Source organism: Streptomyces sp. BYX5S, assembly GCF_054724165.1.
On the sequence record NZ_CM138829.1, the window covers coordinates 1281162 to 1305656 of the forward strand.

Annotated in this window: 21 protein-coding genes and 4 pseudogenes; 16 read left to right on the forward strand and 9 right to left on the reverse strand. The window is 71.7% G+C overall.

Annotated features, from left to right (window positions below):
• The first annotated feature begins 40 nt into the window (after positions 1-40).
• From ACYBSK_RS05715 to ACYBSK_RS05725, 3 genes are read left to right on the forward strand one after another with little or no spacing between them, the layout of a single operon-like run.
• Positions 41-379, forward strand: coding sequence for a histidine triad nucleotide-binding protein (locus ACYBSK_RS05715; protein ID WP_457475743.1), 339 nt, complete (start codon positions 41-43; stop codon positions 377-379).
• A 21-nt stretch (positions 380-400) separates the two neighbouring features.
• Positions 401-1309 (forward strand): ribonuclease Z, encoded by a 909-nt coding sequence (locus ACYBSK_RS05720; RefSeq protein WP_460245373.1) that lies wholly within the window; start codon positions 401-403, stop codon positions 1307-1309.
• 41 nt (positions 1310-1350) lie between these two features.
• Positions 1351-2382: an adenosine deaminase gene (locus ACYBSK_RS05725; protein WP_457475745.1), complete on the forward strand. Its 1032-nt coding sequence runs from the start codon at positions 1351-1353 to the stop codon at positions 2380-2382.
• Here ACYBSK_RS05725 and ACYBSK_RS05730 read toward each other — a convergent pair.
• Positions 2334-3695 (reverse strand): MFS transporter, encoded by a 1362-nt coding sequence (locus ACYBSK_RS05730; RefSeq protein ID WP_460245374.1) that lies wholly within the window; start codon positions 3693-3695, stop codon positions 2334-2336. The two genes, ACYBSK_RS05725 and ACYBSK_RS05730, sit on opposite strands and share 49 nt — an antisense overlap.
• A gap of 341 nt (positions 3696-4036) precedes the next feature.
• Here ACYBSK_RS05730 and ACYBSK_RS05735 point away from each other — a divergent pair, with 341 nt between their 5' ends.
• The 6 genes from ACYBSK_RS05735 (at position 4037) to ACYBSK_RS05760 (ending at position 9535) form a co-directional block, all read left to right on the forward strand.
• Positions 4037-5122: a PfkB family carbohydrate kinase gene (locus ACYBSK_RS05735; protein WP_460245375.1), complete on the forward strand. Its 1086-nt coding sequence runs from the start codon at positions 4037-4039 to the stop codon at positions 5120-5122.
• A 311-nt stretch (positions 5123-5433) separates the two neighbouring features.
• A complete protein-coding gene (locus ACYBSK_RS05740; RefSeq protein WP_457475748.1) occupies positions 5434-6183 on the forward strand; it encodes a GNAT family N-acetyltransferase in 750 nt (249 codons plus the stop codon).
• 147 nt (positions 6184-6330) lie between these two features.
• On the forward strand, positions 6331-7365 hold the full coding sequence (locus ACYBSK_RS05745; RefSeq protein WP_457475749.1) for a PhoH family protein: 1035 nt from the start codon (positions 6331-6333) through the stop codon (positions 7363-7365).
• Between the two features lie 12 nt (positions 7366-7377).
• Complete coding sequence (gene ybeY / locus ACYBSK_RS05750) at positions 7378-7875, forward strand: rRNA maturation RNase YbeY (protein WP_457475750.1); 498 nt, start codon at positions 7378-7380, stop codon at positions 7873-7875.
• Complete coding sequence (locus ACYBSK_RS05755) at positions 7872-9173, forward strand: hemolysin family protein (protein ID WP_460245376.1); 1302 nt, start codon at positions 7872-7874, stop codon at positions 9171-9173. The genes ybeY and ACYBSK_RS05755 overlap by 4 nt, the downstream gene beginning before the upstream one ends.
• Entirely contained in the window at positions 9170-9535 is a 366-nt protein-coding gene (locus ACYBSK_RS05760) for an MmcQ/YjbR family DNA-binding protein (protein ID WP_460245377.1), read from the forward strand. Before ACYBSK_RS05755 ends, ACYBSK_RS05760 begins: the two co-directional genes overlap by 4 nt.
• Positions 9536-9539: 4 nt before the next feature.
• Here ACYBSK_RS05760 and ACYBSK_RS05765 read toward each other — a convergent pair whose 3' ends face one another.
• Positions 9540-10952, reverse strand: coding sequence for an MFS transporter (locus ACYBSK_RS05765; protein ID WP_460245378.1), 1413 nt, complete (start codon positions 10950-10952; stop codon positions 9540-9542).
• Positions 10953-11097: 145 nt separating this feature from the next.
• Between ACYBSK_RS05765 and ACYBSK_RS05770 the strand changes: the two genes are divergently transcribed.
• The 3 genes and pseudogenes from ACYBSK_RS05770 to ACYBSK_RS05780 all read left to right on the forward strand — a co-directional run.
• Entirely contained in the window at positions 11098-11916 is an 819-nt protein-coding gene (locus ACYBSK_RS05770; protein WP_457481664.1) for a helix-turn-helix transcriptional regulator, read from the forward strand.
• Between the two features lie 28 nt (positions 11917-11944).
• Positions 11945-12298 (forward strand): cytidine deaminase, encoded by a 354-nt coding sequence (locus tag ACYBSK_RS05775; protein ID WP_457475754.1) that lies wholly within the window; start codon positions 11945-11947, stop codon positions 12296-12298.
• A gap of 342 nt (positions 12299-12640) precedes the next feature.
• Positions 12641-12970: pseudogene (locus ACYBSK_RS05780) on the forward strand (transglycosylase family protein); the annotation flags it as partial.
• A gap of 171 nt (positions 12971-13141) precedes the next feature.
• Here the strand turns inward: ACYBSK_RS05780 and ACYBSK_RS05785 are convergent.
• A pseudogene (locus ACYBSK_RS05785) lies at positions 13142-13477 on the reverse strand (P-II family nitrogen regulator).
• On the reverse strand, positions 13474-14778 hold the full coding sequence (locus tag ACYBSK_RS05790; protein WP_460245379.1) for an ammonium transporter: 1305 nt from the start codon (positions 14776-14778) through the stop codon (positions 13474-13476). Before ACYBSK_RS05790 ends, ACYBSK_RS05785 begins: the two are co-directional and overlap by 4 nt.
• A gap of 120 nt (positions 14779-14898) precedes the next feature.
• Here ACYBSK_RS05790 and era point away from each other — a divergent pair.
• Positions 14899-15848: pseudogene (gene era, locus ACYBSK_RS05795) on the forward strand (GTPase Era).
• Between the two features lie 4 nt (positions 15849-15852).
• On the opposite strand, the pseudogene ACYBSK_RS05800 reads toward era, so the two are convergent.
• A pseudogene (locus ACYBSK_RS05800) lies at positions 15853-16804 on the reverse strand (IS481 family transposase).
• A 265-nt stretch (positions 16805-17069) separates the two neighbouring features.
• Positions 17070-17906 carry a helix-turn-helix transcriptional regulator gene (locus ACYBSK_RS05805; RefSeq protein WP_460245380.1) on the reverse strand — a complete coding sequence of 279 codons (837 nt, stop codon included), beginning with the start codon at positions 17904-17906 and terminating at the stop codon, positions 17070-17072.
• Positions 17907-18046: 140 nt separating this feature from the next.
• On the opposite strand from ACYBSK_RS05805, the gene ACYBSK_RS05810 reads away from it, so the two are divergent.
• Positions 18047-18901 (forward strand): NAD-dependent epimerase/dehydratase family protein, encoded by an 855-nt coding sequence (locus ACYBSK_RS05810; protein ID WP_460245381.1) that lies wholly within the window; start codon positions 18047-18049, stop codon positions 18899-18901.
• A 149-nt stretch (positions 18902-19050) separates the two neighbouring features.
• Here the strand turns inward: ACYBSK_RS05810 and ACYBSK_RS05815 are convergent, their stop codons facing one another.
• Complete coding sequence (locus ACYBSK_RS05815; RefSeq protein WP_457475760.1) at positions 19051-19317, reverse strand: protealysin inhibitor emfourin; 267 nt, start codon at positions 19315-19317, stop codon at positions 19051-19053.
• Positions 19318-19348: 31 nt separating this feature from the next.
• Positions 19349-20434, reverse strand: a complete 1086-nt coding sequence (locus tag ACYBSK_RS05820) for a M4 family metallopeptidase (protein WP_457475761.1) — start codon at positions 20432-20434, stop codon at positions 19349-19351.
• Between the two features lie 288 nt (positions 20435-20722).
• On the opposite strand from ACYBSK_RS05820, the gene leuA reads away from it, so the two are divergent.
• Positions 20723-22444 carry a 2-isopropylmalate synthase gene (leuA, locus tag ACYBSK_RS05825; protein WP_457475762.1) on the forward strand — a complete coding sequence of 574 codons (1722 nt, stop codon included), beginning with the start codon at positions 20723-20725 and terminating at the stop codon, positions 22442-22444.
• A gap of 187 nt (positions 22445-22631) precedes the next feature.
• Entirely contained in the window at positions 22632-23327 is a 696-nt protein-coding gene (locus ACYBSK_RS05830) for a TerB family tellurite resistance protein (RefSeq protein WP_460245382.1), read from the forward strand.
• Positions 23328-23486: 159 nt separating this feature from the next.
• Here ACYBSK_RS05830 and ACYBSK_RS05835 read toward each other — a convergent pair whose 3' ends face one another.
• On the reverse strand, positions 23487-24494 hold the full coding sequence (locus tag ACYBSK_RS05835; RefSeq protein ID WP_460245383.1) for an oligopeptide/dipeptide ABC transporter ATP-binding protein: 1008 nt from the start codon (positions 24492-24494) through the stop codon (positions 23487-23489).
• Position 24495: the final 1 nt, after the last annotated feature.

Consider the following 24495-nt stretch of genomic DNA (forward strand, 5'->3'; position numbering starts at 1 on the left):
GTGAGCGCGGCCCCGGGCGGCTGATCGATACGATGCGGGCATGGATGACTGCCTCTTCTGCAAGATCGCCAACGGTGACGTCCCCGCCACCGTGGTCCGCGAGACGAAGACCACCGTCGCGTTCCGGGACATCAACCCCCAGGCCCCGACCCACGTCCTGGTCATCCCCCGCGTCCACCACCCGGACGCCGCCTCCCTCGCCACCGCCGAACCGGCCATCGCCGCCGACGTGCTGCGCGAGGCCGGCGAGGTCGCGAAGGAGGAGAAGCTGGACAGCTACCGGATCGTGTTCAACACCGGCAGCGGCGCAGGCCAGACCGTCTTCCACGCGCACGCCCACGTCCTCGGCGGCCGTGGCCTCCAGTGGCCCCCCGGATAACCCCGACAGGATCGACACCCCGTGTCCGTACGTGAATTCGTCGTCCTCGGCACCGCGAGCCAGGTGCCGACCCGGCAGCGCAACCACAACGGCTACCTGCTGCGCTGGGACAGCGAGGGCATCCTCTTCGATCCCGGCGAGGGCACCCAGCGGCAGATGCTGCGCGCCGGGGTCGCCGCGCACGACCTGAACCGGATCTGCGTCACGCACTTCCACGGCGACCACAGCCTGGGCCTCGCGGGCGTCATCCAGCGGATCAACCTCGACCGGGTGCCGCACCCCGTGACCGCCCACTACCCGGCGTCCGGCCAGCGGTTCTTCGACCGGCTGCGGTACTCCACCGCGTACCGCGAGACCGTCGACATCGCGGAGGAACCGGTGCGCGGCGAGGGCGCGGTGCTCGCGGACACCCCCGCGTACCGGCTCGAAGCCCGACGGCTCTCGCACCCCGTCGAGTCGTACGGCTATCTCCTCGTCGAGCCCGACGCGCGCCGCATGCTGCCCGAGCGGCTCGCCGCGCACGGCATCGCGGGGCCGGACATCGGCCGGCTCCAGAAGGAGGGCGCCCTGCGCGGCGTCACCCTCGACGACGTGAGCGAGGAGCGGCGCGGGCAGCGCGTCGCGTTCGTGATGGACACCCGGCTGTGCGACGGCGTCCACGCCCTCGCCGAGGGCTGCGACCTCCTCGTCATCGAGTCGACCTTCCTCGACGAGGACGAGCAACTGGCCGTCGACCACGGGCACTTGACCGCAGGGCAGGCGGCGCGCGTCGCGCGGGACGCGGGCGTCCGGCATCTCGTCCTCACGCACTTCAGCCAGCGCTACACCGACCCCGAGGAGTTCGCGCGGCAGGCCCGCGCCGCCGGGTACGAGGGGGAGCTGACGGTCGCCCGCGACCTGGACCGGATCCCGGTCCCCAAGCGCCGCTGAGCCGGAGCGCGACCGCTCCGGCCCCTGCGTACCATGGTCGGATGTCCCTCGCACCCCTCGCCCGCATCCCCAAGGCCGAGCTCCACCTGCACATCGAAGGCACCCTCGAACCCGAGCTGGCCTTCGAACTCGCCGCGCGCAACGGCATCACCCTGCCGTACGCCGACACCGAGGAACTGCGCAAGGCGTATCTCTTCGCCGACCTCCAGTCCTTCCTCGATCTCTACTACTCGCTGATGGCCGTCCTCGTCACCGAGGACGACTTCGAGGCGCTCGCCGACGCGTATCTCGCGCGCGCCGCCGAGCAGGGCGTCCGGCACGCGGAGATCTTCTTCGACCCGCAGGCGCACGCGGCGCGGGGCGTGGCGATGGGCACCGTCGTCGAGGGCCTGCACCGGGCGCTCGCGCGCAGCGAGGAGCGGCACGGGATCTCCACCAAGCTCATCCTGTGCTTCCTGCGCGACCAGTCCGCCGAGTCGGCGATGGAGACCCTGGAGGCCGCGAAGCCGTACCTGGACCGGATCGTCGGCGTCGGCCTCGACTCCGCCGAGGTCGGCAACCCCGCCTCCAGGTTCCGCGAGGTGTACGAGGCCGCGGGCGCCCTCGGCCTGCGCAAGGTCGCGCACGCGGGCGAGGAGGGCGACCCCTCGTACGTGTGGGAGGCCCTGGACCTGCTCGGCGTCGAGCGCGTCGACCACGGGCTGCGGTCCCTGGAGGACCCGAAGCTCGTGGAGCGGCTGGTACGGGACCGGATCCCGCTCACCCTGTGCCCGCTGTCGAACGTGCGGCTGCGCGCCATCGACGTCCTGGAGGACCACCCGCTCGTCGCCATGATGGACGCCGGGCTGCTGTGCACGGTCAACTCCGACGACCCGTCGTACTTCGGCGGCTACGTCGGCGACACCTTCCACGCCGTCCACGAGGCCCTCGCCCTCGACCACGACCGAGTGCGGGAACTGGCCCGCAACTCGTTCGTGGCGTCGTTCCTCGACGGCAGCGAGGAGGACGAGGCCCGCAGGGCGCGCTACCTCGCCGAGGTCGAGGCGTACGAGCTGGACGACATCTCCGGCTGAGCCCCCGCGAAGGGCTCCGGCTCGACACCGTCGGGGCCCACCTCGGTGAACTCCGTGTACGCGGGCGTCTCCACGGTCGACTCGATGTCGAACAGCTCGACCACCGGCTGCTCCAGCACACCCGACGGCGGCACGATCGCGCCGACCGGAGCGCCGCTGCGGCGCCGTGCCGCACCCGCGAACAGCGGACGGCCACCGGTGTGCAGGGCCACCCCGGTCAGCGGCACCGCGAGCAGCAGCAGCGCCACGGCCAGCACCGTGCCCATCACCGGGAAGCCCGCCGACTCGGCCAGGGCGCTGCCCGCCAGCGGTCCGCACGCCGTGCCCAGCGAGGACGCCGCGCCGATCAGGACCGCCCAGCGGCCGCGCGGGTCGAGGGAGGCCGCGAGCCCGAGGACGTACGACAGAACCACCGGGTAGAGGGTGTTCCAGGCGATCTCCCCGGTCGCGAACGAGCCGAGGTCGTCCGCGCGGGCGCTGAGCACGACACAGCAGGCGATCAGCGCGGTGCCCGCGCCGATGGGCAGCGCCCGGCCGAGACGCACCCCGACCGCCCCGGCGCCGATCACGCCGAGCAGGCCGACGCCGAGCGCCACCGCGAAGACCGAGCCGACCGCGACCTCGGACAGGCCGGCCTGCTGCGTGCCGATGCGGCTGCTGACGCCCCACAGCGCGTTCTGCGCCATCGACCAGCACACCAGCGTCACCGCGAGCAGCAGGCCCGAACGGGCGTGGGGGAGAGGGGACTTGGGGGCCGGGGCCGCGCAGTTGTCCGGGGTCGCCGGACCGTCGAGGCGGCCCGTGGCGGGCCACACCGCGAGCGCCGTGGCGGCGAGCGCGGCGAACGGCAGCCCGTGCCCTTCGCTGATCCGCGGGATCGTCAGATAGAGGGCCCCCGCGAGCGCGGACACGCTCAGCAGACCGAGCGTGGAGGCGCGGTGCGGATCCTTCTGGGCGGCGATGCCGGTGGCCGCGACCGCCGTCGCCGTGCCCGAGCCGAAGCCGCCGATCATCGCACCCGCGACGACCAGCGGGGTGGCGGTGGCGAGCGCGGCGGTGGCGTAGCCGACGGCGGCGAGGAGCAGTCCGGTGCGGGCGGCGCGACGGGCGCCGACCCGTTCGACGCGGGCCGCGAGGGTGAGGCCCGCGGTGGCCGAGCTCAGCAGCAGCGCGCTGCCGACGAGACCGGCCTGGGTGGGGGAGAGTCGCAGGCTGTCGGCGACTCGGCCGACAACGGTGGGCAGCAGATAAGCGGCGAGGTAGCCGGCCGTGAAGAGGGCGACGAGCGCGGGCCGGGACGTACGCGAGGACACGGGCGTTCCTGAAGACGGGCCCCTCGCCTTGGACGCTGTTTTGGGCAAGGGGGTGGTAAGGCAGGGAAGGGGGGGAGCGCGACGTCTTTGCGAACGGGACCGAACCGGGGACGTCTGGGCGCGGCCAATTTGTATCAAGTCCATGGGGTGCGCATGTAAGCCGGGGGCTGTGACGCGTGACACATTTGGTTTGGGGGTGGTTCGGCCGGGCAGAAGAGGCACTTTTCGCGCCGTGGGACGGGTGTTCAGCCGCTGCTCCGTGACAGGTTGATGTCGTCCACGGTGCTACGGGACCCGGTCGTGCACACTGTCCGGACCCGTACCACCGCAGGGAGCGCGACGTGACCTCCACACGACCCAGAACGGACCCCCTCGCGGCACTGCGCACGCCCGCCGATCCGCCCTACGACGTGTATCTCACCGGCACGGTCTTCCTCGACATCGTCTTCACCGGACTCGACACCGCGCCCGTGCGCGGCACCGAGTCCTGGGCGCGCGGCATGGGCTCCAGCCCCGGCGGCGTCGCCAACATGGCGACCGCGCTCGCCCGGCTCGGCCTGCGCACCTCCCTCGCCGCGGCCTTCGGCGACGACCACTACGGCGAGTACTGCTGGGACGCCCTCGAACAGGGCGAGGGCATCGACCTCAGCTACGCCAGGACCGTGCCCGGCTGGCACTCTCCGGTCACCGTCTCCATGGCGTACGAGGGCGAACGCACGATGGTCAGCCACGGGCACGAGCCGCCGCCGGAGCCCGCGCCCGCCTGCCCGCCGCACGCCCGCGCCGCCGTCGCCTCGCTCGCGCCCGGCGTCGAGGAGCCGTGGGTGGCGCGGGCCGCCCGCTCCGGCACGCTGATCTTCGGGGACGTGGGCTGGGACGACACCGGTCGCTGGGACCTCGCGGCGCTGCCCGGCCTGCGGCACTGCGAGGCGTTCCTGCCCAACGCCGAGGAGGCGATGCGCTACACCCGTACGTCCTGTCCGCGGGCCGCCGCGCACGCGCTGGCCGAGCACGTACCGGTGGCCGTGGTGACGCTCGGCGCGGAGGGCGCGTACGCGGTGGACGGGCGGACCGGGGAGACGGCGTCCGTGCCGGCGATCGAGGTGGAGGCGCTCGATCCGACCGGGGCGGGGGACGTCTTCGTCGCGGGGTTCGTCACGTCGACGCTCGCGGGGTGGCCGCTGGCCGACCGGCTCGCCTTCGCGGGGCTCACCGCGGCGCTCTCCGTGCAGGAGTTCGGGGGGTCGTTGTCGGCGCCGGGGTGGCTGGAGGTCGCGGCGTGGTGGCAGGAGGCGCGGGCGAACGATCACCAGAGCCGGTGTGCGTTGGACCGGTACGCGTTCTTGGCGCCTCTTCTTCCGGAGACGTCCCGGGCGTGGCCGCTGCGGCGGGCGGTCCCGACCATCGGTTTCGGCCGCTCGGCGTAGCCCCCGGGGCTCCGCCCCGGACCCCGCTCCTCAAACGCCGGAGGGGCTTGATCGGGTGCGGAGGGGCTTGATGGGGTGGGGGAAATGGGTTGTCGGTGTCGTGGCGCGCGTGCGAGATTGGCGGCGCCGTCGACCGGCGGCCCCGTCACTTCTCGCATCCTCAGGGACTGAAGCCCATGAACTCGGCGACCCGTAGCGGCCGTCGTCCGCGCTGAGCCCCGCGTTTTCCGGGACTCGCTCCTCACGGCGGCCCCACGCACGCAACGCCTGCCCGCTGTGCGTTTCTCTCACGTGAGGACACCACCATCACCATGGACATCGACGTCCAGAGCTTCACCGTCGCCCACCTGCGCCGCCGCCCCGAACCCGTGGAGGCGGGCGGGTTCGTGATCGGGGTCGATCCCGCCACCACCAGCCCGTACGTCAATTACGCGACACCGCTGCCGGGGGCCGCGCCCACCGCAGCCGACGTGGCGGCGCTCGTCGCCGCGTTCCGGGAGCGGGGGCTCGTTCCGCGCCTGGAGTTCGCGCCGGACGCCGCACCGCGGGTCGCGGGGGCGCTCGACGACGCCGGGTTCGCGGTCGAGGCCGAGCACACGTACCTCGTGTGCACGAAGGACACGCTCGTCGTGCCCGAGCGGCCCGCCGTCGAGGCCCCGGCCCGCGACGGCGACTACCCGGCGCTCGACGCCGCCCTCGCCGAGGCGTTCGGCGGCGGGTTCGAGTCGTCGCCCGAGGGCGCCGCGCGGCTGCGGCACACCGAGGAGACCGGCGGCGCCGTCCGCTTCGTGCGGGCCGCCGACGGCACGGTCGCGGGCGGCGCCCTGTGCAGCGCGCCCGCCGCGGCCACCGCCGAACTCGCGGGCGTCGGCACCCGCCCCGCCCACCGGGGCCGGGGCATCGCCTCCGCCGTCACCGCGGAACTGGCCCGCGTCCTGCTGCACGAGCGCGGCGCCGCCTCGGTGTGGCTGGAGTACGGCGGCAGCGACTCGCGGCGCGTGTACGAGCGCGTCGGCTTCCGACCGCACGGCACCCGCCGCTACACCCGCCTCGACGGCTGACCGGGGCCCGGCCGGGGCCACGAAGGCCCCGGCCGTCACCGAAACCCACTCGGCGTTGTCGTACCCGCGCCGTACCCTTGGCGGTGCAGTACAACACCGCAGAGACAGTCCCGTACGGGGAGGACGCAAGGGCCACCGGCCCGGCTCATGACGCAGACACCATCCAGCGCCCGCGCACAGTTCACCGTTCCGCCGAAGCACCCCATGGTCGAGGTGCTCGGATCCGGTGACGCGCTGCTGCGAGTGATCGAGAAGGCCTTCCCGGAGGCCGACATCCACGTCCGGGGCAACGAGATCAGCGCGACCGGACAGCCGGCGGAAGTCGCCCTCATCCAGCGCCTGTTCGACGAGATGATGCTGGTACTGAGGACAGGGGCACCGATGACCGAGGACGCCGTGGAGCGTTCCATCGCCATGCTGAAGGCGGACGGCACCGGCGGCCAGGAGTCGCCCGCCGAGGTGCTCACGCAGAACATCCTGTCCTCGCGCGGCCGCACCATCCGCCCCAAGACGCTGAACCAGAAGCGGTACGTCGACGCGATCGACAAGCACACGATCGTCTTCGGCATCGGCCCCGCGGGCACCGGCAAGACCTACCTGGCCATGGCCAAGGCGGTCCAGGCCCTCCAGTCCAAGCAGGTCAACCGCATCATCCTGACCCGCCCCGCGGTGGAGGCGGGCGAGCGCCTCGGCTTCCTGCCCGGCACCCTCTACGAGAAGATCGACCCCTACCTGCGCCCGCTGTACGACGCCCTGCACGACATGCTCGACCCGGACTCGATCCCGCGCCTGATGGCGGCGGGCACCATCGAGGTGGCGCCGCTGGCCTACATGAGGGGCCGCACCTTGAACGACGCCTTCATCATCCTCGACGAGGCGCAGAACACCTCGCCCGAGCAGATGAAGATGTTCCTCACCCGGCTCGGTTTCGATTCGAAGATCGTGATCACTGGTGACGTGACGCAGGTCGACCTGCCGGGCGGCACCAAGAGCGGCCTGAAGCAGGTGCAGGACATCCTCGACGGCGTCGACGACGTGCACTTCTCGCGGCTCAGCTCGCAGGATGTCGTCAGGCACAAGCTCGTCGGCCGTATCGTCGACGCGTACGAGAAGTACGACACCGAGCACGGTACGGAGAACGGCACCCGCAAGGGCCGTCCCAGAGGGAACCAAGGAAAGTAGTCGAACAGCGCCATGTCGATCGACGTCAACAACGAGTCCGGAACCGAGGTCGATGAGCAGGCGATCCTCGACATCGCCCGCTACGCGCTCGCGCGGATGCGCATCCACCCCCTGTCCGAGCTGTCCGTGATCGTCGTGGACTCCGACGCCATGGAGCAGCTGCACGTGCAGTGGATGGACCTGCCGGGGCCGACGGACGTCATGTCGTTCCCGATGGACGAGCTGCGGCCGCCGATGAAGGACGACGAGGAGGCCCCGCAGGGGCTGCTCGGCGACATCGTGCTGTGCCCGGAGGTCGCCAAGAAGCAGGGGGAGGACGCGCCCACCGGGCACTCCATGGACGAGGAGCTCCAGCTCCTCACCGTCCACGGGGTGCTGCACCTGCTCGGGTACGACCACGAGGAGCCCGACGAGAAGGCCGAGATGTTCGGTCTCCAGGCGGGCATCGTGGACGGCTGGCGTGCGGAGAAGGGACTGACGGGGCCGTCGCCGGCGCCGACCGTGTCATGAGCTTTTCGTTGATCGCGGGCGCCGTCGCCCTGATCGTCGTCGCCTGGCTCGCCGCCTGCGCCGAGGCCGGCATCGCGCGCGTCTCCAGCTTCCGCGCCGAGGAGGCCGTCCGGTCCGGGCGGCGCGGCAGCGCCAAGCTGTCGCAGGTGGCGGCCGACCCGACGCGCTATCTGAACGTGGCGCTCCTGGTGCGCGTCGCCTGCGAGATGGCCGCCGCCGCGCTCGTCACGTACGCGTGCCTGGAGGAGTTCCACGAGACGTGGCAGGCGCTGCTCGTCGCCATCGGCGTGATGGTGCTCCTGTCGTACGTCGCCGTGGGCGTGTCCCCGCGGACCATCGGCCGCCAGCACCCGCTGAACACCGCCACGGCGGCCGCGTACGTGCTGCTGCCGCTGGCCCGGATCATGGGCCCGATCCCGCCGCTGCTGATCCTGATCGGCAACGCGCTGACCCCGGGCAAGGGGTTCCGGCGCGGCCCGTTCGCCTCCGAGGCCGAACTGCGCGCGCTGGTCGACCTCGCCGAGAAGGAGTCCCTCATCGAGGACGAGGAGCGCCGCATGGTGCACTCCGTCTTCGAGCTCGGCGACACCCTCGTGCGCGAGGTCATGGTGCCGCGCACCGACCTCGTCGTCATCGAGCGCTACAAGACGATCCGGCAGGCCCTCACCCTCGCGCTGCGGTCCGGTTTCTCCCGCATCCCCGTGGTCGGCGAGAGCGAGGACGACGTCGTGGGCGTCGTCTACCTGAAGGACCTCTCGCGCAAGACGCACATCAACCGCGACGCCGAGGCCGAGCTGGTGTCCACCGCGATGCGCCCGGCGACGTTCGTGCCCGACACCAAGAACGCGGGCGACCTGCTGCGCGAGATGCAGCAGCTGCGCACGCACGTCGCCGTCGTCATCGACGAGTACGGCGGCACCGCGGGCATCGTCACCATCGAGGACATCCTCGAGGAGATCGTCGGCGAGATCACCGACGAGTACGACCGTGAGCTGCCGACCGTCGAGGAGCTCGGCGACGACCGGTTCCGGGTGACGTCCCGGCTCGACATCGGCGACCTCGGCGAGCTGTACGGCCTGGAGGAGTTCGACGACGAGGACGTGGAGACCGTGGGCGGCCTGCTGGCCAAGGCCCTCGGCCGGGTCCCGATCGCCGGCGCCTCGTCCGTGGTGACCCTCCCCGACGGGCGGCAGCTGCGGCTCACGGCGGAAGCCGCGGCGGGCCGCCGGAACAAGATCGTGACCGTGCTCGCGGAGCCGGTCGGCGAGAAGGAGTCCGAGGAGGAGACCGCCGGGTGACACCCCAGGAGCTGCGCTCGTTCTGCCTGTCGTTCAACGCGGCGGTGGAGGACTTCCCGTTCAACCCGGAGACGTCCGTCTTCAAGGTGCTCGGCAAGATGTTCGCGCTGTCCACGCTCGACGCGCGGCCCCTGACGGTGAACCTCAAGTGCGACCCCGAGGAAGCGGTGCGGCTGCGCGCCGAGCACCCGGGCCTCGTCGTGCCCGGCTGGCACATGAACAAGCGGCACTGGAACACGGTGACCGCCGACCGCCCCGAAGAGCTCCCGGACCGAGTCGTCCGGGAGCTCGTCGAGGATTCCTACGACCTGGTGGTGGCGGGCCTGCCGCGCGCGGAGCGCCTGCGGCTCGACCGCGGTTAGGGCCTCAGCGGCGGCCGGTGCGCAGCCCGATCGCCACCAGCACCGCCGCCACCAGCACGATCGCCGCGTCCAGCGCGAACGCCGTGCGCGCGCCGGTCAGCAGGTTCGGGGCCGTCGTGGCGAGGACGCCGATCAGCGGGATGCCGACCGTGAGGCCGAGCTGCTGGGACGAGGTCACCAGGCCCGTGGCCAGGCCCTGTTCCGTGTCCGCGACTCCTGCCGTGGCCGTCGCCCCGTACGCGATGATCGTGCCCATGTGGCCGATCACGATGACGACGTTGGCGATCACCGCGAGCCACACCCACGCGCCGTCCGTGCCCAGCAGGACGAGCGGGACCGTGAACGCGCCCTGCCAGGCCAGCGAGGCGACGAGCGTGCGGTGCGCGCCGATGCGGGAGATCAGCCGGGGGACGAGCGAGCCGGTCACCGCGGCGACCGCGCCCTGGAGGCCGAACGCGAGCCCCGTCGCCAGCGCCGACAGGTGCAGGACCTCCTGGAGGTAGAGCGTCAGGACGAAGACGACCGTGGTCATCATCGAGAAGGTGACCAGACCGCCGAGGTTGCCCCAGGCCACGGTGGAGCGGCGCAGCAGCGGCAGCGAGAGCAGCGGTGCGGCCGTGCGGGACTCGATGACGACGAAGGCCGCCAGCAGGGCCGGTCCCGCGACGAGCGTGACGATCACGTCGATGCCGCCGAAGCCGTGCTCGGCCGCCGTGGACAGGGCGTAGATCAGGGACAGCAGACCGCCGGTGACGGTGATCGCGCCGGGCACGTCCAGGCGCGGCCGGCCCGGGGTCCGGGACTCGGGCAGCAGGCGCGGCGCCAGCGGCAGCACGATCAGCGCGAACACGGTCAGCAGACCCATCGTGGAGCGCCAGCCGAACGACTCGGTGAGGACGCCGCCGAGCACCATGCCCGTGGTGAACCCGAGCGAGAGCAGCGTGCCGAACACACCGAGGGCGCGGGCCCGCAGCGGCCCCTCCGGGAACGTCGTCGTCAGCAGCGCCATACCGGTCGGCACCACGGCCGCCGCGCCGACGCCCTGGAGCGCGCGCCCCGCGAGGAAGGACGCCGGGTCCCAGGCGAAGGTCGCGAGCAGCGACGCCGCCGCGAAGAGGGTGAGGCCGCCGAGGAACATCCGGCGCCGCCCGAACAGGTCGCCGACCCGGCCGAACAGCAGCAGGAACCCGCCGGACGGGAGGGCGAACGCGGTGACCGCCCACTGGAGCGCGGACGGGGTCATGCCGAGGTCGGGACCGAGCACCGGCAGCGCCACGTTCAGTACGGAGAAGTCGAGCGCCACCATGAACTGGGCGGCGCACAGAACGAACAGGACGAGCTTGTCGCGGCCCGACATGCGGGGCGCGGCGGGGAGTTGGCCGAGGGGGGACTTCGTGGGTGCGGTGTCGATCGCCATGGCCCCGAGCCTCGTACGACCGGAATACCGGTGGAGAGTGGGAACTTATGCTGGTGCTCGCACCACCAGACAACAGGGGGTCGTCCACGTGGCCGAGAGCGCAGCGCTCAAGAAGCACCGGCTCAGTGAGTTGCGGGAGTTCCTGATGAGCCGCCGCGCGCGGGTCACGCCCACGGAGGCGGGCCTGCCCGACGGCGGTGCGCGCAGGCGCACGCCCGGCCTGCGCCGCGAGGAGGTCGCCGTGCTCGCGGGCGTCGGCGCGTCCTGGTACCAGTGGCTGGAGCAGGGGCGGGACATCTCCGTGTCGCCGCAGGTGCTCGACGCGGTCGCGCGGGTGCTGCGGATGAGCAGCGCGGAGCGGCGCCATCTGTACGTGCTCGCCGGGCTCAACCCGCCCGCCTACGAGGTCGCGGAGGCCGACCGGCGGATGTGCGACGAGCTGGCCCGGCTCATCGGCGCCTGGATGCCCTACCCGGCGCACATCATGGACGGCTACTACAACTACGTGAAGTCCAACGACGCGGCCACGATGGTCTTCGGGATGGGCCCGGAGACGCGGAACTGTGTCGTCGACTTCTTCACCGACCCCATCTACCGCGCGCGCAGCGCCAGTTGGGAGCAGAACGCGGCGACCGTCGTCGCCCAGTTCCGCGCCGCCTGCTCGGAGTGCCCCGACGACGAGGGGTTCCAGGAGGTCCTCGCGCAGGTCAAGGCGGCGAGCCCCGAGTTCGAGGAGCTGTGGGAGCGCCGGGACATCGAGGTGCCGGGCACCGTGCGCAAGGAGCTCGTCCATCCGGTCGCCGGGCTGCTCGTGCTGGAGTCGACCGCGATGAAGATCCCGGCCCGGCCCGATCTCACCATCGTGCTGCACACCCCCCTGCCGGAGGCCGACACCGTCGCGAAGCTGCAATGGCTGGCCTCGCCGGAGGGCCGACGGGGTTCGATGCACCCCGTCGCGGGCTGAGGGGGGCACGGCTCCTTATGCTCACCCCATGACTGAGAGCACCGACCTCGGCCCCGAGGACCGCAAGATCGTCACCCTGGCCCGCTCCGCGCGGGCCCGCAACGGTGTGCCCGAGGGCGCGGCCGTGCGCGACGAGACGGGGCGCACGTACGTCGCGGGCACCGTCGCCCTCGACTCCCTGAAGCTGAGCGCGTTGCAGACGGCCGTCGCCATGGCGGTGGCGTCCGGCGCGCAGTCCCTGGAGGCGGCCGCCGTCGTCTCCGCGTCCGAGGCGCTTCCGGCGGAGGACCTCGCGGCCGTGCGCGACCTGGGCGGGGCCGGTACGCCGGTGTTCCTGGCCGGGGGCGACGGGGCGGTCAAGGAGACCCTGACGGCCGGCTGAGCCCCGGCTCATGTGAGTACCCTCACGCCCGCCGACGACCAGGCCCGAGGGCCCGGTACGGCGGGCGTCGTGCGTGCGGGCGCCGGGGGCGCGGGGAGCGCGGCGGGGGACCTTCGGCCCGGGGCGCAGGGCCCTGGCCGGTGGGGCACGGAAGCGGGACGGAAGGGCCCGCCGGTGGGTCCGGTGGCCCATGGGGCGGGCGGTCGCCGTGGGCCACGGTGGAGTGGTCGCCCGCTGCGGCAGCCGACCGACCGGCAGCCGTACCGGGCGACGTACCACGTCCCCGAACAAAGGTTTTTCTTCGTGTTCTCCGCCGCGCTTCGTCGTCCGTCCGCCGCCCGTATGTCCCGTGCTCGCCGTCTGGGTACCGCCGCCGTGCTGGCGGGGGCCAGTGGGGTGCTGGTGCTGGCGGGAACCGGCAGTGCCTCGGCCGCGACCGGGGCCTCGGACGCCCAGTGGCAGTCCGTCGCACAGTGCGAGGCGAGTGGGAACTGGGCCGCGAACACGGGCAACGGGTTCTCGGGTGGCCTCCAGTTCACGCCGTCGACGTGGGCGGCCTACGGGGGGACGCAGTACGCCGCGTCCGCGCATCAGGCCACGCCGTCGCAGCAGATGGCTGTCGCCGACAAGGTTCTCGCCGAACAGGGGCCGGGCGCGTGGCCGGTCTGCGGCGCCCAGGCGGGCCTCTGACCCTCCCCTTCAAGCACCTCCGGCGATTGAGCTCTTTTCAGCCCCTGCGGCGTTTGAGCAGCGGGGTCCGGGGCGGAGCCCCAGCGCTGCCCCGGACCCCGCTCCTCAATCGCCGGAGGGGCTTGGGTTGGCCGGAGTGGCCGGAATGGGAGGTCAGAGGGCGTCCGGGCCCCGTTCGTTGGTGCGGACGCGGATGACCGACTCGACGGGGACCGCCCAGACTGCCGTCGCCGATCTTGCCGGTGTGCGCCGCGCGCACGATCGCGTCCATCGTCACGTCGAGGTTCTCGTCCTCCACGACGACCTCGATCCGCACCTTCGGTACCAGGTCGACCTGGTACTCGGCCCCCGGTACACCTCGGTGTGCCCCCGCTGACGGCCGTAACCACTGGCCTCGGTCACGGTCAGGCCGTCCACGCCGATCTCCTGGAGGGCGGTCTTGACCTCGTCGAGGCGGTACGGCTTGACGACCGCGGTGATCAGCTTCATGACGCGACCTTTCGGGTGACGGGGGCGGCGCTCAGGACGCCGTGATCGTACGCACTCTCCGCGTGCGCCGTCTGGTCCAGCCCGGTCGTCTCCTCGTCGGGCGAGGCGCGGAAGCCCATGACCTTGTCGATGGCCTTCCCGATCCCGTACGTCACCGCGAAGGTGTACGCCGCGACCACCAGCACGGCCACCAGCTGCTTGCCCAGCTGGCCGAACCCGCCGCCGTACAGCAGGCCCTCCTTCGCCGCGGAGCCCGTCATCGCCGACGTCGCGAACAGGCCGATGAGGAGCGTGCCGATCACGCCGCCCACGAAGTGCACGCCGACGACGTCCAGCGAGTCGTCGTACGAGAAGCGCAGCTTCCAGGCGACCGCGTACGAGCAGACGACGCCCGCCGCCAGGCCGACCACGGCGGCGCCGGGTACGCCGACCACCCCGCACGCGGGCGTGATCGCGACCAGGCCCGCCACCGCGCCGGACGCCGCGCCGAACGTCGTCGGGTGACCGTCGCGCTTCTGCTCCACGAACAGCCAGCCCAGCAGACCGGTGCAGCCCGCGATCAGGGTGTTGAAGAGGGACGCGGCGGCGACACCGTTCGCTCCGAGCGCCGAGCCGCCGTTGAAGCCGAGCCAGCCGAACCACAGCAGGCCCGCGCCCATGACCACCATCGGCAGGTTGTGCGGGCGCATGGCGTCCTTCTTGAAGCCGATGCGCGGACCGAGGACCAGGCAGAGCGCGAGGCCGGAGGCGCCGGACGCGATCTCCACGACCAGGCCGCCCGCGAAGTCCAGCGCGCCGAGGTGCGTGCTGATCCACCCTCCGGGGCCCCACACCCAGTGCGCCACGGGAACGTATACGAGCAGCGCCCAGAGGGGTACGAAGACCAGCCACGCCCCGAACTTCGTACGGTCCGCGACGGCGCCGCTGATCAGCGCCGCGGTGAGGATCGCGAACGTCAGCTGGAACGTGGTGAAGAGGAAGGTGGGGACCGTGCCGGTGATGTCGTCCGGGCCCACCCCTGCCATGCCCGCGTGCTGGAGCCCGCCGATCAGGCCCGCGAAGGCGTCGTCGCCGAAGGCGAGCGAATAGCCCGCGACCAGCCACACCACCGTCACGAGCGCGATGGACACGAAGCTCATCATCAGCATGTTCAGGACGCTCTTCGTGCGGACCATGCCGCCGTAGAAGAGGGCCAGTCCGGGCGTCATGAGGAGGACGAGGGCGGTCGCGGCGAGCAGCCAGGCGGTGTCGCCGGTGTCGAGGGCCGGGGCGGCGGCGAGAGGCACGGTCGTGGGGGACATGCGTGTCAGCGTCACGGCTGCGCGTTTCCGATTCCGCACCCGCGGGTTTCCGTCGTGTTTCCTGTTGCCGTGGGGTTACCGGGACCTCACTGTGCTGCGGCACCCCCGTCATCGGGGACAATGGGCGCCATGAGCGTTCACACCTCCGCAGCCGGACCTGCCCACCGCGCCGGCTTCGCCTGCTTCGTCGGCCGCCCCAACGCGGGCAAGTCCACCCTCACGAACGCTCTGGTCGGCAAGAAGGTCGCGATCACCGCCGACCAGCCGCAGACCACGCGGCACACCGTGCGCGGCATCGTGCACCGCGAGGACGCGCAGCTGATCCTCGTGGACACCCCGGGGCTCCACAAGCCGCGCACGCTGCTCGGCGAGCGGCTCAACGACGTCGTGCGCACCACGTGGGCCGAGGTCGACGTCATCGGCTTCTGCCTGCCGCGAACGAGAAGATCGGCCCCGGCGACAAGTTCATCGCCAAGGAACTGGCGTCGATCAAGAAGACGCCGAAGATCGCGGTCATCACCAAGACCGACCTCGTCGACAGCAAGCGGCTCGCCGAGCAGCTCATCGCGATCGACCAGCTCGGCAAGGAGCTCGGCTTCGAGTGGGCCGAGATCATCCCCGTGTCGGCCGTGGGCGAGAAGCAGGTCGACCTCCTCGCCGACCTCATCGTGCCGCTGCTCCCCGAGGGCCCCGCCCTCTACCCGGAGGGCGACCTCACCGACGAGCCCGAGCAGGTCATGGTCGCGGAGCTGATCCGCGAGGCCGCCCTCGAAGGCGTACGGGACGAGCTGCCGCACTCCATCGCCGTCGTCGTGGAGGAGATGCTGCCGCGCGAGGACCGACCCGCCGACAAGCCGCTCCTCGACATCCACGCCTTCGTCTACATCGAGCGGCCCAGCCAGAAGGGCATCATCATCGGCCCGAAGGGCAAGCGCCTGAAGGACGTCGGCATCAAGTCCCGCAAGCAGATCGAGGCGCTGCTCGGTACGCCGGTCTACCTCGACCTGCACGTGAAGGTCGCCAAGGACTGGCAGCGCGACCCGCGCCAGCTGCGCAAGCTCGGCTTCTAGGGCCCTAGGTGTATTGACTCGCAGCGTTGTTGACGCGGCTGATCGGGGGCTGGCCTTCGAGTGCGGTGTGGCAGCGGTGGTGGTTGTAGGTGTGCAGGAAGTCTGCCAGGGCCGCTGTGCGCTCGTCGTTGGAGGTGTAGGGCCGCTGGTAGGCCCACTCGTCGAGCAGGGTGCGGTTGAAGCGTTCGACCTTGCCGTTGGTCTGCGGCCGGTAGGCCCGGGTGAGCTTGCCGCTCGCGCCGAGGTCGGCAAGCGCCTGCCGCCAGGCGACGCTCTTGCGGTAGGGCCAGGCGTTGTCGGTCAGCACGCGTTCGACGTGGTCGATGCCATGGGCGGTGAAGAAGGCTGCGGCCCGGCGGAGGAAGGCGGCGCAGGTGGGGGCCTTCTCATCGCCGTGTATCTGCTGTAGGCGAGGCGGCTGTGGTCGTCGACGGCGGAGTGGATGTAGTCGAAGCCCATGTTGCTGCGGGTGGCGCGGCCGGCTTGGCGGCCCAGGACCTTGTGGCCGCCGCCGTCGGGGATCCGGCCGAGCTTCTTGACGTCGACGTGGATCAGTTCGCCGGGCCTTTCGCGTTCGTAGCGGCGGATGCGCTGGCCGGTGGGCCGGTCGAGCCAGGCCAGCCGGTTCAGCCGGTGCCGGGTCAGGACCCGGTGCACGGTGGAAGCGGGCAGGCCCAGGATCGGACCGATCCTGGCCGGTCCCAGCTTGCGGTCCGTGCGCAGCCAGACCCGGGCTTCCACCGCGGACGCGGTCCGGTGCGGTGTCGTGCGCGGACGGCTGGACCGGTCGTGCAGCCCCGCCTCACCCCCGAGCGCCAACGCCGCAGCCACTTGTGGGCCGTTGCGCGGGATATACCCATCTCGGCGGCCACATGCGCGACCGGGCGGCCCAAACGGACACGCTCGACCAGCAGCCGCCTGCCATGAACGGTCAGCCGGGCATTACGGTGGGACACGAAGACCTCCGTCGTGCGGTGAAGCCTAGACACCTCCACCACACCGGAGGTCTTCGCCATGATCAAGCCCGGCCAGTGTCAACAACGCTCGTGATCAATACACCTAGGGCCTGTCGTTTGGATCAGGCCGGGCTCGCGGGGTCTGGCACGCACGCTCGCGGCGTTGTCGTCGGTTGCCGACGCTCCGCGTCGACGCCCTCCTCCGCCTTGCGATCGCACGCACCAGACCCCGCTCCCTGATCCGGCCTGATCCAAACGACAGGCCCTAGCCGCCGGCCGCGGGGGCGAGGTCCTGGAGGCCGATCACCCGCAGCAGCTCCAGACGTTCGTAGGCGTCCGTGCCCGGCCGCGCCGAGTGCACCACGAGCTGCTGGGCCTGCCCGTCGCTGAGCAGCACCTCGCAGTCGAGGTCGAGGACGCCGACCACCGGGTGCACGAACCGCTTCGGCGACGGGCGGTGCACCTCGACGTCGTGCGAGCGCCACAGCTCCTCGAACTCCCGTGACGCCGCCCGCAGTTCGGCCACCAGCGCGGCGGGGCCCGGATCGTCGGGGCGGGCCGCGGCGACCGCGCGCAGGGTCGCCACATGGGCGCGGGAGTGCGCCGCGTGGTGCTCGGGCGGCGTGATCCCGCGCATCTCCGGCTGTGTGAACCAGCGGCGGATCAGGTTCTGCCCCCGGTAGTCGCCGGTCAGCGCGATCGACATGGTGTTCTGCGCCAGCACCTCGCCCCAGTCGCTGTACACCGACGCCGGCAGGTCGTGCAGCCGGTCCAGGATCATCAGCAGCCCCGGCCGGACGTGACCGGAGGAGGCGCCGGGCCGCGGCGGCTCCTCGCCCGCCAGGTGGAACAGGTGGTCGCGCTCGGCGTCGGTGAGGCGCAGCGCGCGGGCCAGCGCCGTCAGCATCTGCCGCGACGGGTGGGAGCCGCGGCGCTGTTCGAGCCGCGTGTAGTAGTCCGCGGACATCCCGGCGAGCTGCGCCACCTCCTCCCGGCGCAGTCCGGGCGTGCGGCGGCGGGGGCCGGTCGCGAGGCCCACGTCGGAGGGCGTGAGGCGGGTGCGGCAGCGGCGCAGGAAGTCGGCCAGTTCGGGGCGGTTCACCCGTCCAGGATCGCCCGTCGGGCCGGTCGGGGGCCAGGGCTCAGCCAGGGAGCGCCGGTCCCTGGACACGTGCGTCTCTCCCGCCGCGCGGCCCGCTCCCGCAGGCTTCGAGGCATGGCTACGACATCGAGGAGGCGGCCATGCTGACACTGGTGACGGGTGCGACGGGACAGGTCGGGCGGCGGTTCGTGCCGAGGCTGCTCGCGGCTGCGCCGCAGGGCGACCGGGTGCGGGTGCTCGTCCGGGACGCGGCCCGCGGGGAGCGGTTCGCGGAGCTGGGCGCGGAGGTGGTCGTCGGCGACCTGCGGGACGTCGACGTGCTGGGTAAGGCGACCGCCGGGGCGGACGCCGTGATCAACGCGGCGGCCGCGTTCCGCGGGGTGCCGGACGAGGAGGCGCGGGCGGTCAACCGGGACGCCGCGATCGAGCTGGGGCGGGCCGCGGTGGCCTCCGGGGTGCGGCGGTTCGTGCAGGTCAGCACCGGGCTCGTGTACGGGGCCGGGCGGGGGCGGCCGCTCGTCGAGGACGACGAGACGGTGCCGGGCGGGGAGCTGTGGGGGGCGTACCCCGATTCCAAGTGGGAGGCGGAGCGGGCGCTCGGGGCCATGGACGGGCTCGATGATCTGCGGATCGGGCGGCTGCCGTTCGTGTACGGGGACGGGGATCCGCACATCGCGAACGCGTTGCGGTGGGCGGCCGCGTGGCCCGCGATGCAGCGGCTGCACATGGGGCATCACGTGGATGTGGCGCAGGCGTTGCGGAGGCTGTTGTACGCGGCGGGGGCGGCCGGGGTGTACAACATCGCCGACGACGCGCCGGTGACGACGGTCGACCTGTTTCTGCTGGGTGGGGTCGAGGTGCCGGCGGCGGTGTACGAGAAGGAGGTGGGCGATCCGTGGCACTCCGTGATGTCGACGGATCGGATTCGGCGGGAGTTGGGGTATCGGCCGGTGTTTCCCTCGGCGTTGTCCGCGCGGGATGCGGGTGCCTTGTAGCGGTGCCGGGGTTGCGGTCGCGGGGCTCCGCCCCGGACCCCGCTCCTCAATCGCCGGAGGGGCTCCAAAAGATCGGGGCTCCGCCCCGGGCCCCGCTCCTCAATCGCCGGAGGGGCTTGATGGTGGTCACCGGAGGGGCTCAATAAGGGTCAGGCGCCCTCCTTCAGGACGGCGGAGATGAGGCGGCGTTGTTCATCCGTCAGGCGGGGGTCCGCGCAGTAGACCGTGTGGTCGTCGACCGTGATGGTGTAGCTGAAGCCGTCCGGGACGCCTATGGGGGGTGTCGTGCGGCCTGCCGCCAGGGCCTTCTCGGCCAGGGCGTGCCACTCGTGGGCATCGGACCGGCCCGCCGTGTCCAGTTCGGCGTGCCGGTCGATGCCGGCGAATCCGCCCGTGCGCGATACGTGAATACGCATGGGTCCTGTCTACTCCGGAACGGGCGCGGCGTCAGGACGTCGGCACGCCGACCTGTTCCCAGGCCTTGAGGACCGACTGGTACTCCTCGCCGCCGCCGTAACGGGCCTGCGCGGCCTTCACCGTGGCCTTGGCGAAGTCGGCGAACAGGCAGTCCTGCGCCAGCTCGCCGCTGGTGAGGGTGTCGTACCAGATCTGGCCCGCCCGCTCCCACGCGTTCCCGCCGAGGGACTCGGCCAGGATGTAGAACGCGTGGTTGGGGATGCCGGAGTTGATGTGCACGCCGCCGTTGTCCCGGCCCGTCTTCACGAAGTGGTCCATGTCGGCGGGCTGCGGGTCCTTGCCGAGGACATCGTCGTCGTACGCGGTGCCCGGTGCCTTCATCGAGCGGAGGGCGACGCCCGTGACGCGCGGCGCGAGCAGGCCCGCGCCGATCAGCCAGTCGGCCTCGGAGGCGGTCTGGCCCAGCGTGTACTGCTTGATGAGGGAGCCGAAGACGTCGGACATCGACTCGTTGAGGGCGCCCGGCTGGCCGAAGTACGTCAGGTTCGCCGTGTACTGCGTGACGCCGTGGGTCAGCTCGTGGCCGATGACGTCGACGGGGATGGTGAAGTCGAGGAAGATCTCGCCGTCACCGTCGCCGAACACCATCTGCTCGCCGTTCCAGAACGCGTTGTTGTACTCCTCCGAGTAGTGCACCGTCGCGTTCAGTGCCAGGCCCTCGCCGTCGATGGAGAAGCGCGAGAACTTCTCCAGGAACAGCTCGAACGTGGCGCCGAGCCCCGCGTACGCGCGGTTGACGGTCGCGTCCTTGCCCGGCTTGTCCCCCTCGCCGCGGACCTTCCGCCCCGGCAGCTCCGTGCGGTGCTTGGCGTCGTAGATGGTGCGGCGCGGCTTCTGGCCCTCGACGCCCGCGGGCGGGGCGACGGAAGGGGCGCCGACGACGGTCGTGATCCGGCGGTGCGTGCGCTCGAAGGCGTCGCGCTCCAGGGAGCGGCGGGCGCGGGCGGCGATCGCGGAGTCCTCGCTCTGAGCTGCCTTGTCGAGGACGTGGGGCGGCACGATGGTGCAGAAGACGGGCTCGAACCCCGCTGGGTTCCCCGTGGGTTTCGCGGTCATGCGAGGCAATGTGGCACTGGGTCACGCCGCTGTCACTACCTGCCACCATGATTAGCGAAATAGAGGTATTGATCACCTCTTACCCGTTACCTGTCCGTGGTCCCGCATACTGATACGGGCCTGTGCGGTCAGCGGGAGTCGGCTAGGGTGCTGTGCATCATGCGTTTCGGGCTGCTTCTCCTTAGCTGCCGCGGCGAGGGCCTGTAGACAAGGCCGGCTCCCTCCCCGCGGAGTTTGGTGTTGCGCCGTCGGCCGCCTTCCAGGCCACCTCCGAGGAGCCCACGCATCATGGCAAACCGCCAGCAGCCCAGTTCCATGCCGATCCACAAGTACGGCCAGTACGAGCAGGTCGACATCCCGGACCGCACGTGGCCCGGCAAGCGGATCACCACCGCCCCCCGCTGGCTCTCCACCGACCTGCGCGACGGCAACCAGGCACTGATCGACCCGATGTCGCCCGCCCGCAAGCGCGCGATGTTCGACCTGCTGGTCAAGATGGGCTTCAAGGAGATCGAGGTCGGCTTCCCCGCGTCGGGGCAGACGGACTTCGACTTCGTACGGTCCATCATCGAGGACCCGGCCGCGATCCCGGACGACGTCACGATCTCCGTACTGACGCAGGCCCGTGAGGACCTGATCGAGCGGACCGTGGAGTCCCTGAAGGGCGCCAAGAACGCCACGGTGCACCTGTACAACGCGACCGCGCCGGTCTTCCGCCGCGTCGTCTTCCGCGGCTCCAAGGAAGAGATCAAGCAGATCGCCGTCGACGGCACGCGCCTGGTCATGGAGTACGCGGAGAAGCTGCTGGGCCCGGAGACGAACTTCGGCTACCAGTACAGCCCCGAGATCTTCACGGACACCGAGCTGGAGTTCGCCCTGGAGGTCTGCGAGGCCGTCATGGACGTCTACCAGCCGGGCCCGGACCGCGAGATCATCCTCAACCTGCCCGCCACGGTGGAGCGTTCGACGCCGTCCACGCACGCGGACCGCTTCGAGTGGATGTCGCGCAACCTGTCGCGCCGCGAGTACGTCTGCCTGTCCATCCACCCGCACAACGACCGCGGCACCGCCGTCGCCGCCGCCGAGCTGGGCGTCATGGCCGGCGGCGACCGCGTCGAGGGCTGCCTGTTCGGGCAGGGCGAGCGCACCGGCAACGTCGACCTGGTCACCCTGGGCATGAACCTGTTCTCCCAGGGCGTCGACCCGCAGATCGACTTCTCCGACATCGACGAGATCCGTCGTACGTGGGAGTACTGCAACCAGATGGAGGTCCACCCGCGCCACCCGTACGTGGGCGACCTGGTCTACACGTCCTTCTCCGGCTCCCACCAGGACGCCATCAAGAAGGGCTTCGACGCGATGGAGGCCGACGCGGCCGCCAAGGGCGTCACCGTCGACGACATCGAGTGGGCGGTCCCGTACCTGCCGATCGACCCGAAGGACGTCGGCCGCTCCTACGAGGCCGTCATCCGCGTCAACTCGCAGTCCGGCAAGGGCGGTATCGCGTACGTCCTGAAGGACGGGCACAACCTGGACCTGCCGCGCCGTATGCAGGTCGAGTTCTCCAAGGTCATCCAGGCGAAGACGGACGCCGAGGGCGGCGAGGTCACGCCGAAGGACATCTGGAGCGTCTTCCAGGACGAGTACCTGCCCAACCCCGAGAACCCGTGGGGCCGCATCCAGGTCAAGACGGGCCAGACCACGACCGACACGGACGGCGTGGACACGCTGACCGTCGAGGCCGAGGTGGACGGCGAGGAGCGGGTCCTGGTCGGCACCGGCAACGGTCCGATCTCCGCGTTCTTCCACGCCCTCCAGGGCATCGGCGTCGACGCCCGGCTGCTGGACTACCAGGAGCACACGATGAGCGAGGGCGCGTCCGCCGTCGCCGCCTCGTACATCGAGGTGGCCATCGGGGACAAGGTTCTGTGGGGCATCGGCATCGATGCGAACACGACACGTGCGTCGCTGAAGGCGGTCGTCTCGGCGGTCAACCGCGCGAGCCGCTGACGCAGTTGAGCTGCGGTTTTCCGGCCCCGTGCACCTTTTGTGGGTGCGCGGGGCCGCGTCGTGTACCGGCCAGGAACGAGAAGTTCCGTGACCTCGGCGTGACCAAGGTACTGACGCCGCATCAACAATGTGGCTAACATCACGCCAACGCCGCGATGATGCGGCGCCACGACGGGAGGTGTGCGACGTGCTGCCGAATCAGGGACGCATGGGACGGACCGGGCTCTCGCGGGTGTTCGGGGTGCACACCACATGGACCACCGTGGGCGACGGCGAGTTCTTCTGCCCGAGTTGCGGCGGCGATCGCAATTACCAACGGCGCACCGGGCGGCGCAGGTTGGTCCTGCTCGGCGTGCCGGTCGTGCCGCGCGGGCAGGCGGGGCCCGTCGTCGAATGCGCGGCCTGCGAGGGCCGGTTCGGCACGGACGCCCTCGACCACCCCACCACCCACCGCTTCTCCGCGATGCTGCGGGACGCCGTGCACACCGTGGTGCTGGCCGTGCTCGCGGGCGGCGGGACGTCGCCGCAGGCGCTCGAATGCGCGGTGGGGGTGTTGCGGGAGGCCGGGTTCGAGGACACCTGCGAGGAGCAACTCGCGGCGCTCGTCGATGCGTTGATGACCGATGCGGGGCGGGTGGCCGAGCAGTGCGGGGCGGGGGCCGGGCTCGCGATCGAGCTCCACGAGGCGCTCGACCCGCTCGCCCCTCATCTCGCCCCGGCGGGGCGGGAATCGATTCTGCTCCAGGGAGCGCGGATTGCTCTCGCGGACGGGGTGTATGCCGTGGGGGAGCGGGATGTGCTCGGCACGGTGGGGGCGGCGCTCACCCTGTGCACGGACGAGGTGAGCGCCCTCCTCGTCGCGGCGGCCCGCACCCCGAGCTGACCGCACCGCCCCGGTGCCGGTTGGGCACATCGAGCCCTTGCGTCGGCCTTCCTGGCGGCCGGGCTCTTTCTTCGGGCCTCGGCGCCGGTTGGGCCCTTCAAGCCCCTGCGGCGATTGAGCAGCGGGGTCTGGGGCAGAGCCCCAGCGGCGCCGCGCGCCTCACGCCTCGGGGCTCCGCCCCGGACCCCGCTCCTCAAACGCCGGAGGGGCTTGAAGGGGGTGGTTGCAGCGGTAGGTGTGGCCGGACGTCGTCTCCGGGGGCGGCAGCGTGGTGGCGCAGAGGTCGGTCGCGCGCCAGCATCTCGTGCGGAAGGGGCAGCCGGACGGCGGATGCGTGGCGGAGGGGACCGGGCCCGAGAGCGGGATCGGGTCGAGGGGGGCCAGGAGGCCGGGGGTCGCCGAGAAGAGGGCGCGCGTGTAGGGGTGGCGGGAGCCGGCGAGGACCGAGTCCGCCGGGGACTCCTCCACGATCCGCCCCAGGTACATCGTGATCACCCGGTCACTCATCCTCCGCACCGTCTGAATGTCGTGCGACACGAAGACGAGCGCCAGGCCCAGGCGGTCCTTCAGGTCCAGGAGAAGGTTGAGGATCTGCGCGCGGACGGAGACGTCCAGCGCGCTGGTGGGCTCGTCGGCGACGACGAGGGACGGTTCCAGGGCCAGGGCGCGGGCGATCGCCACCCGCTGGCGCTGGCCTCCGGAGAGCTGACCGGGCAGGACGTCGGCCAGGGCCTTCGGCAGGCCGACCAGGCCCAGCAACTCCCGTACCCGCGCGTCCCGTTCCGCCGGTGTCCCGCTGCCGTGCACGTCCATCGGGTCCCGCACCGTGCGGTGCACCGTCAGACGGCGGTTCAGGGCCGTCGCCGGATCCTGGAAGATCATGCCGACGCCCGTCCCGAGCACCGTCCGGCGCCGCGCGGGCGCCATCGTCCACAGGTCGGCGCCGCCGTACGTGACCGTGCCGGCGGTCGGACGCTCCACGCCCACCAGGACCTTCGCCAGCGTCGTCTTGCCGCAGCCGGACTCGCCGACCACGCCCACCGTCTCACCGGGCGCCACCGTCAGGTCGGCGGCGGTGAGGGCGTACACCCGGTCGCGGGAGAACAGGCCGCCGGTGCGGGCCTTGTGCACCACGTGCACGTTCGCCAACTCCACTATCGGTCGCATC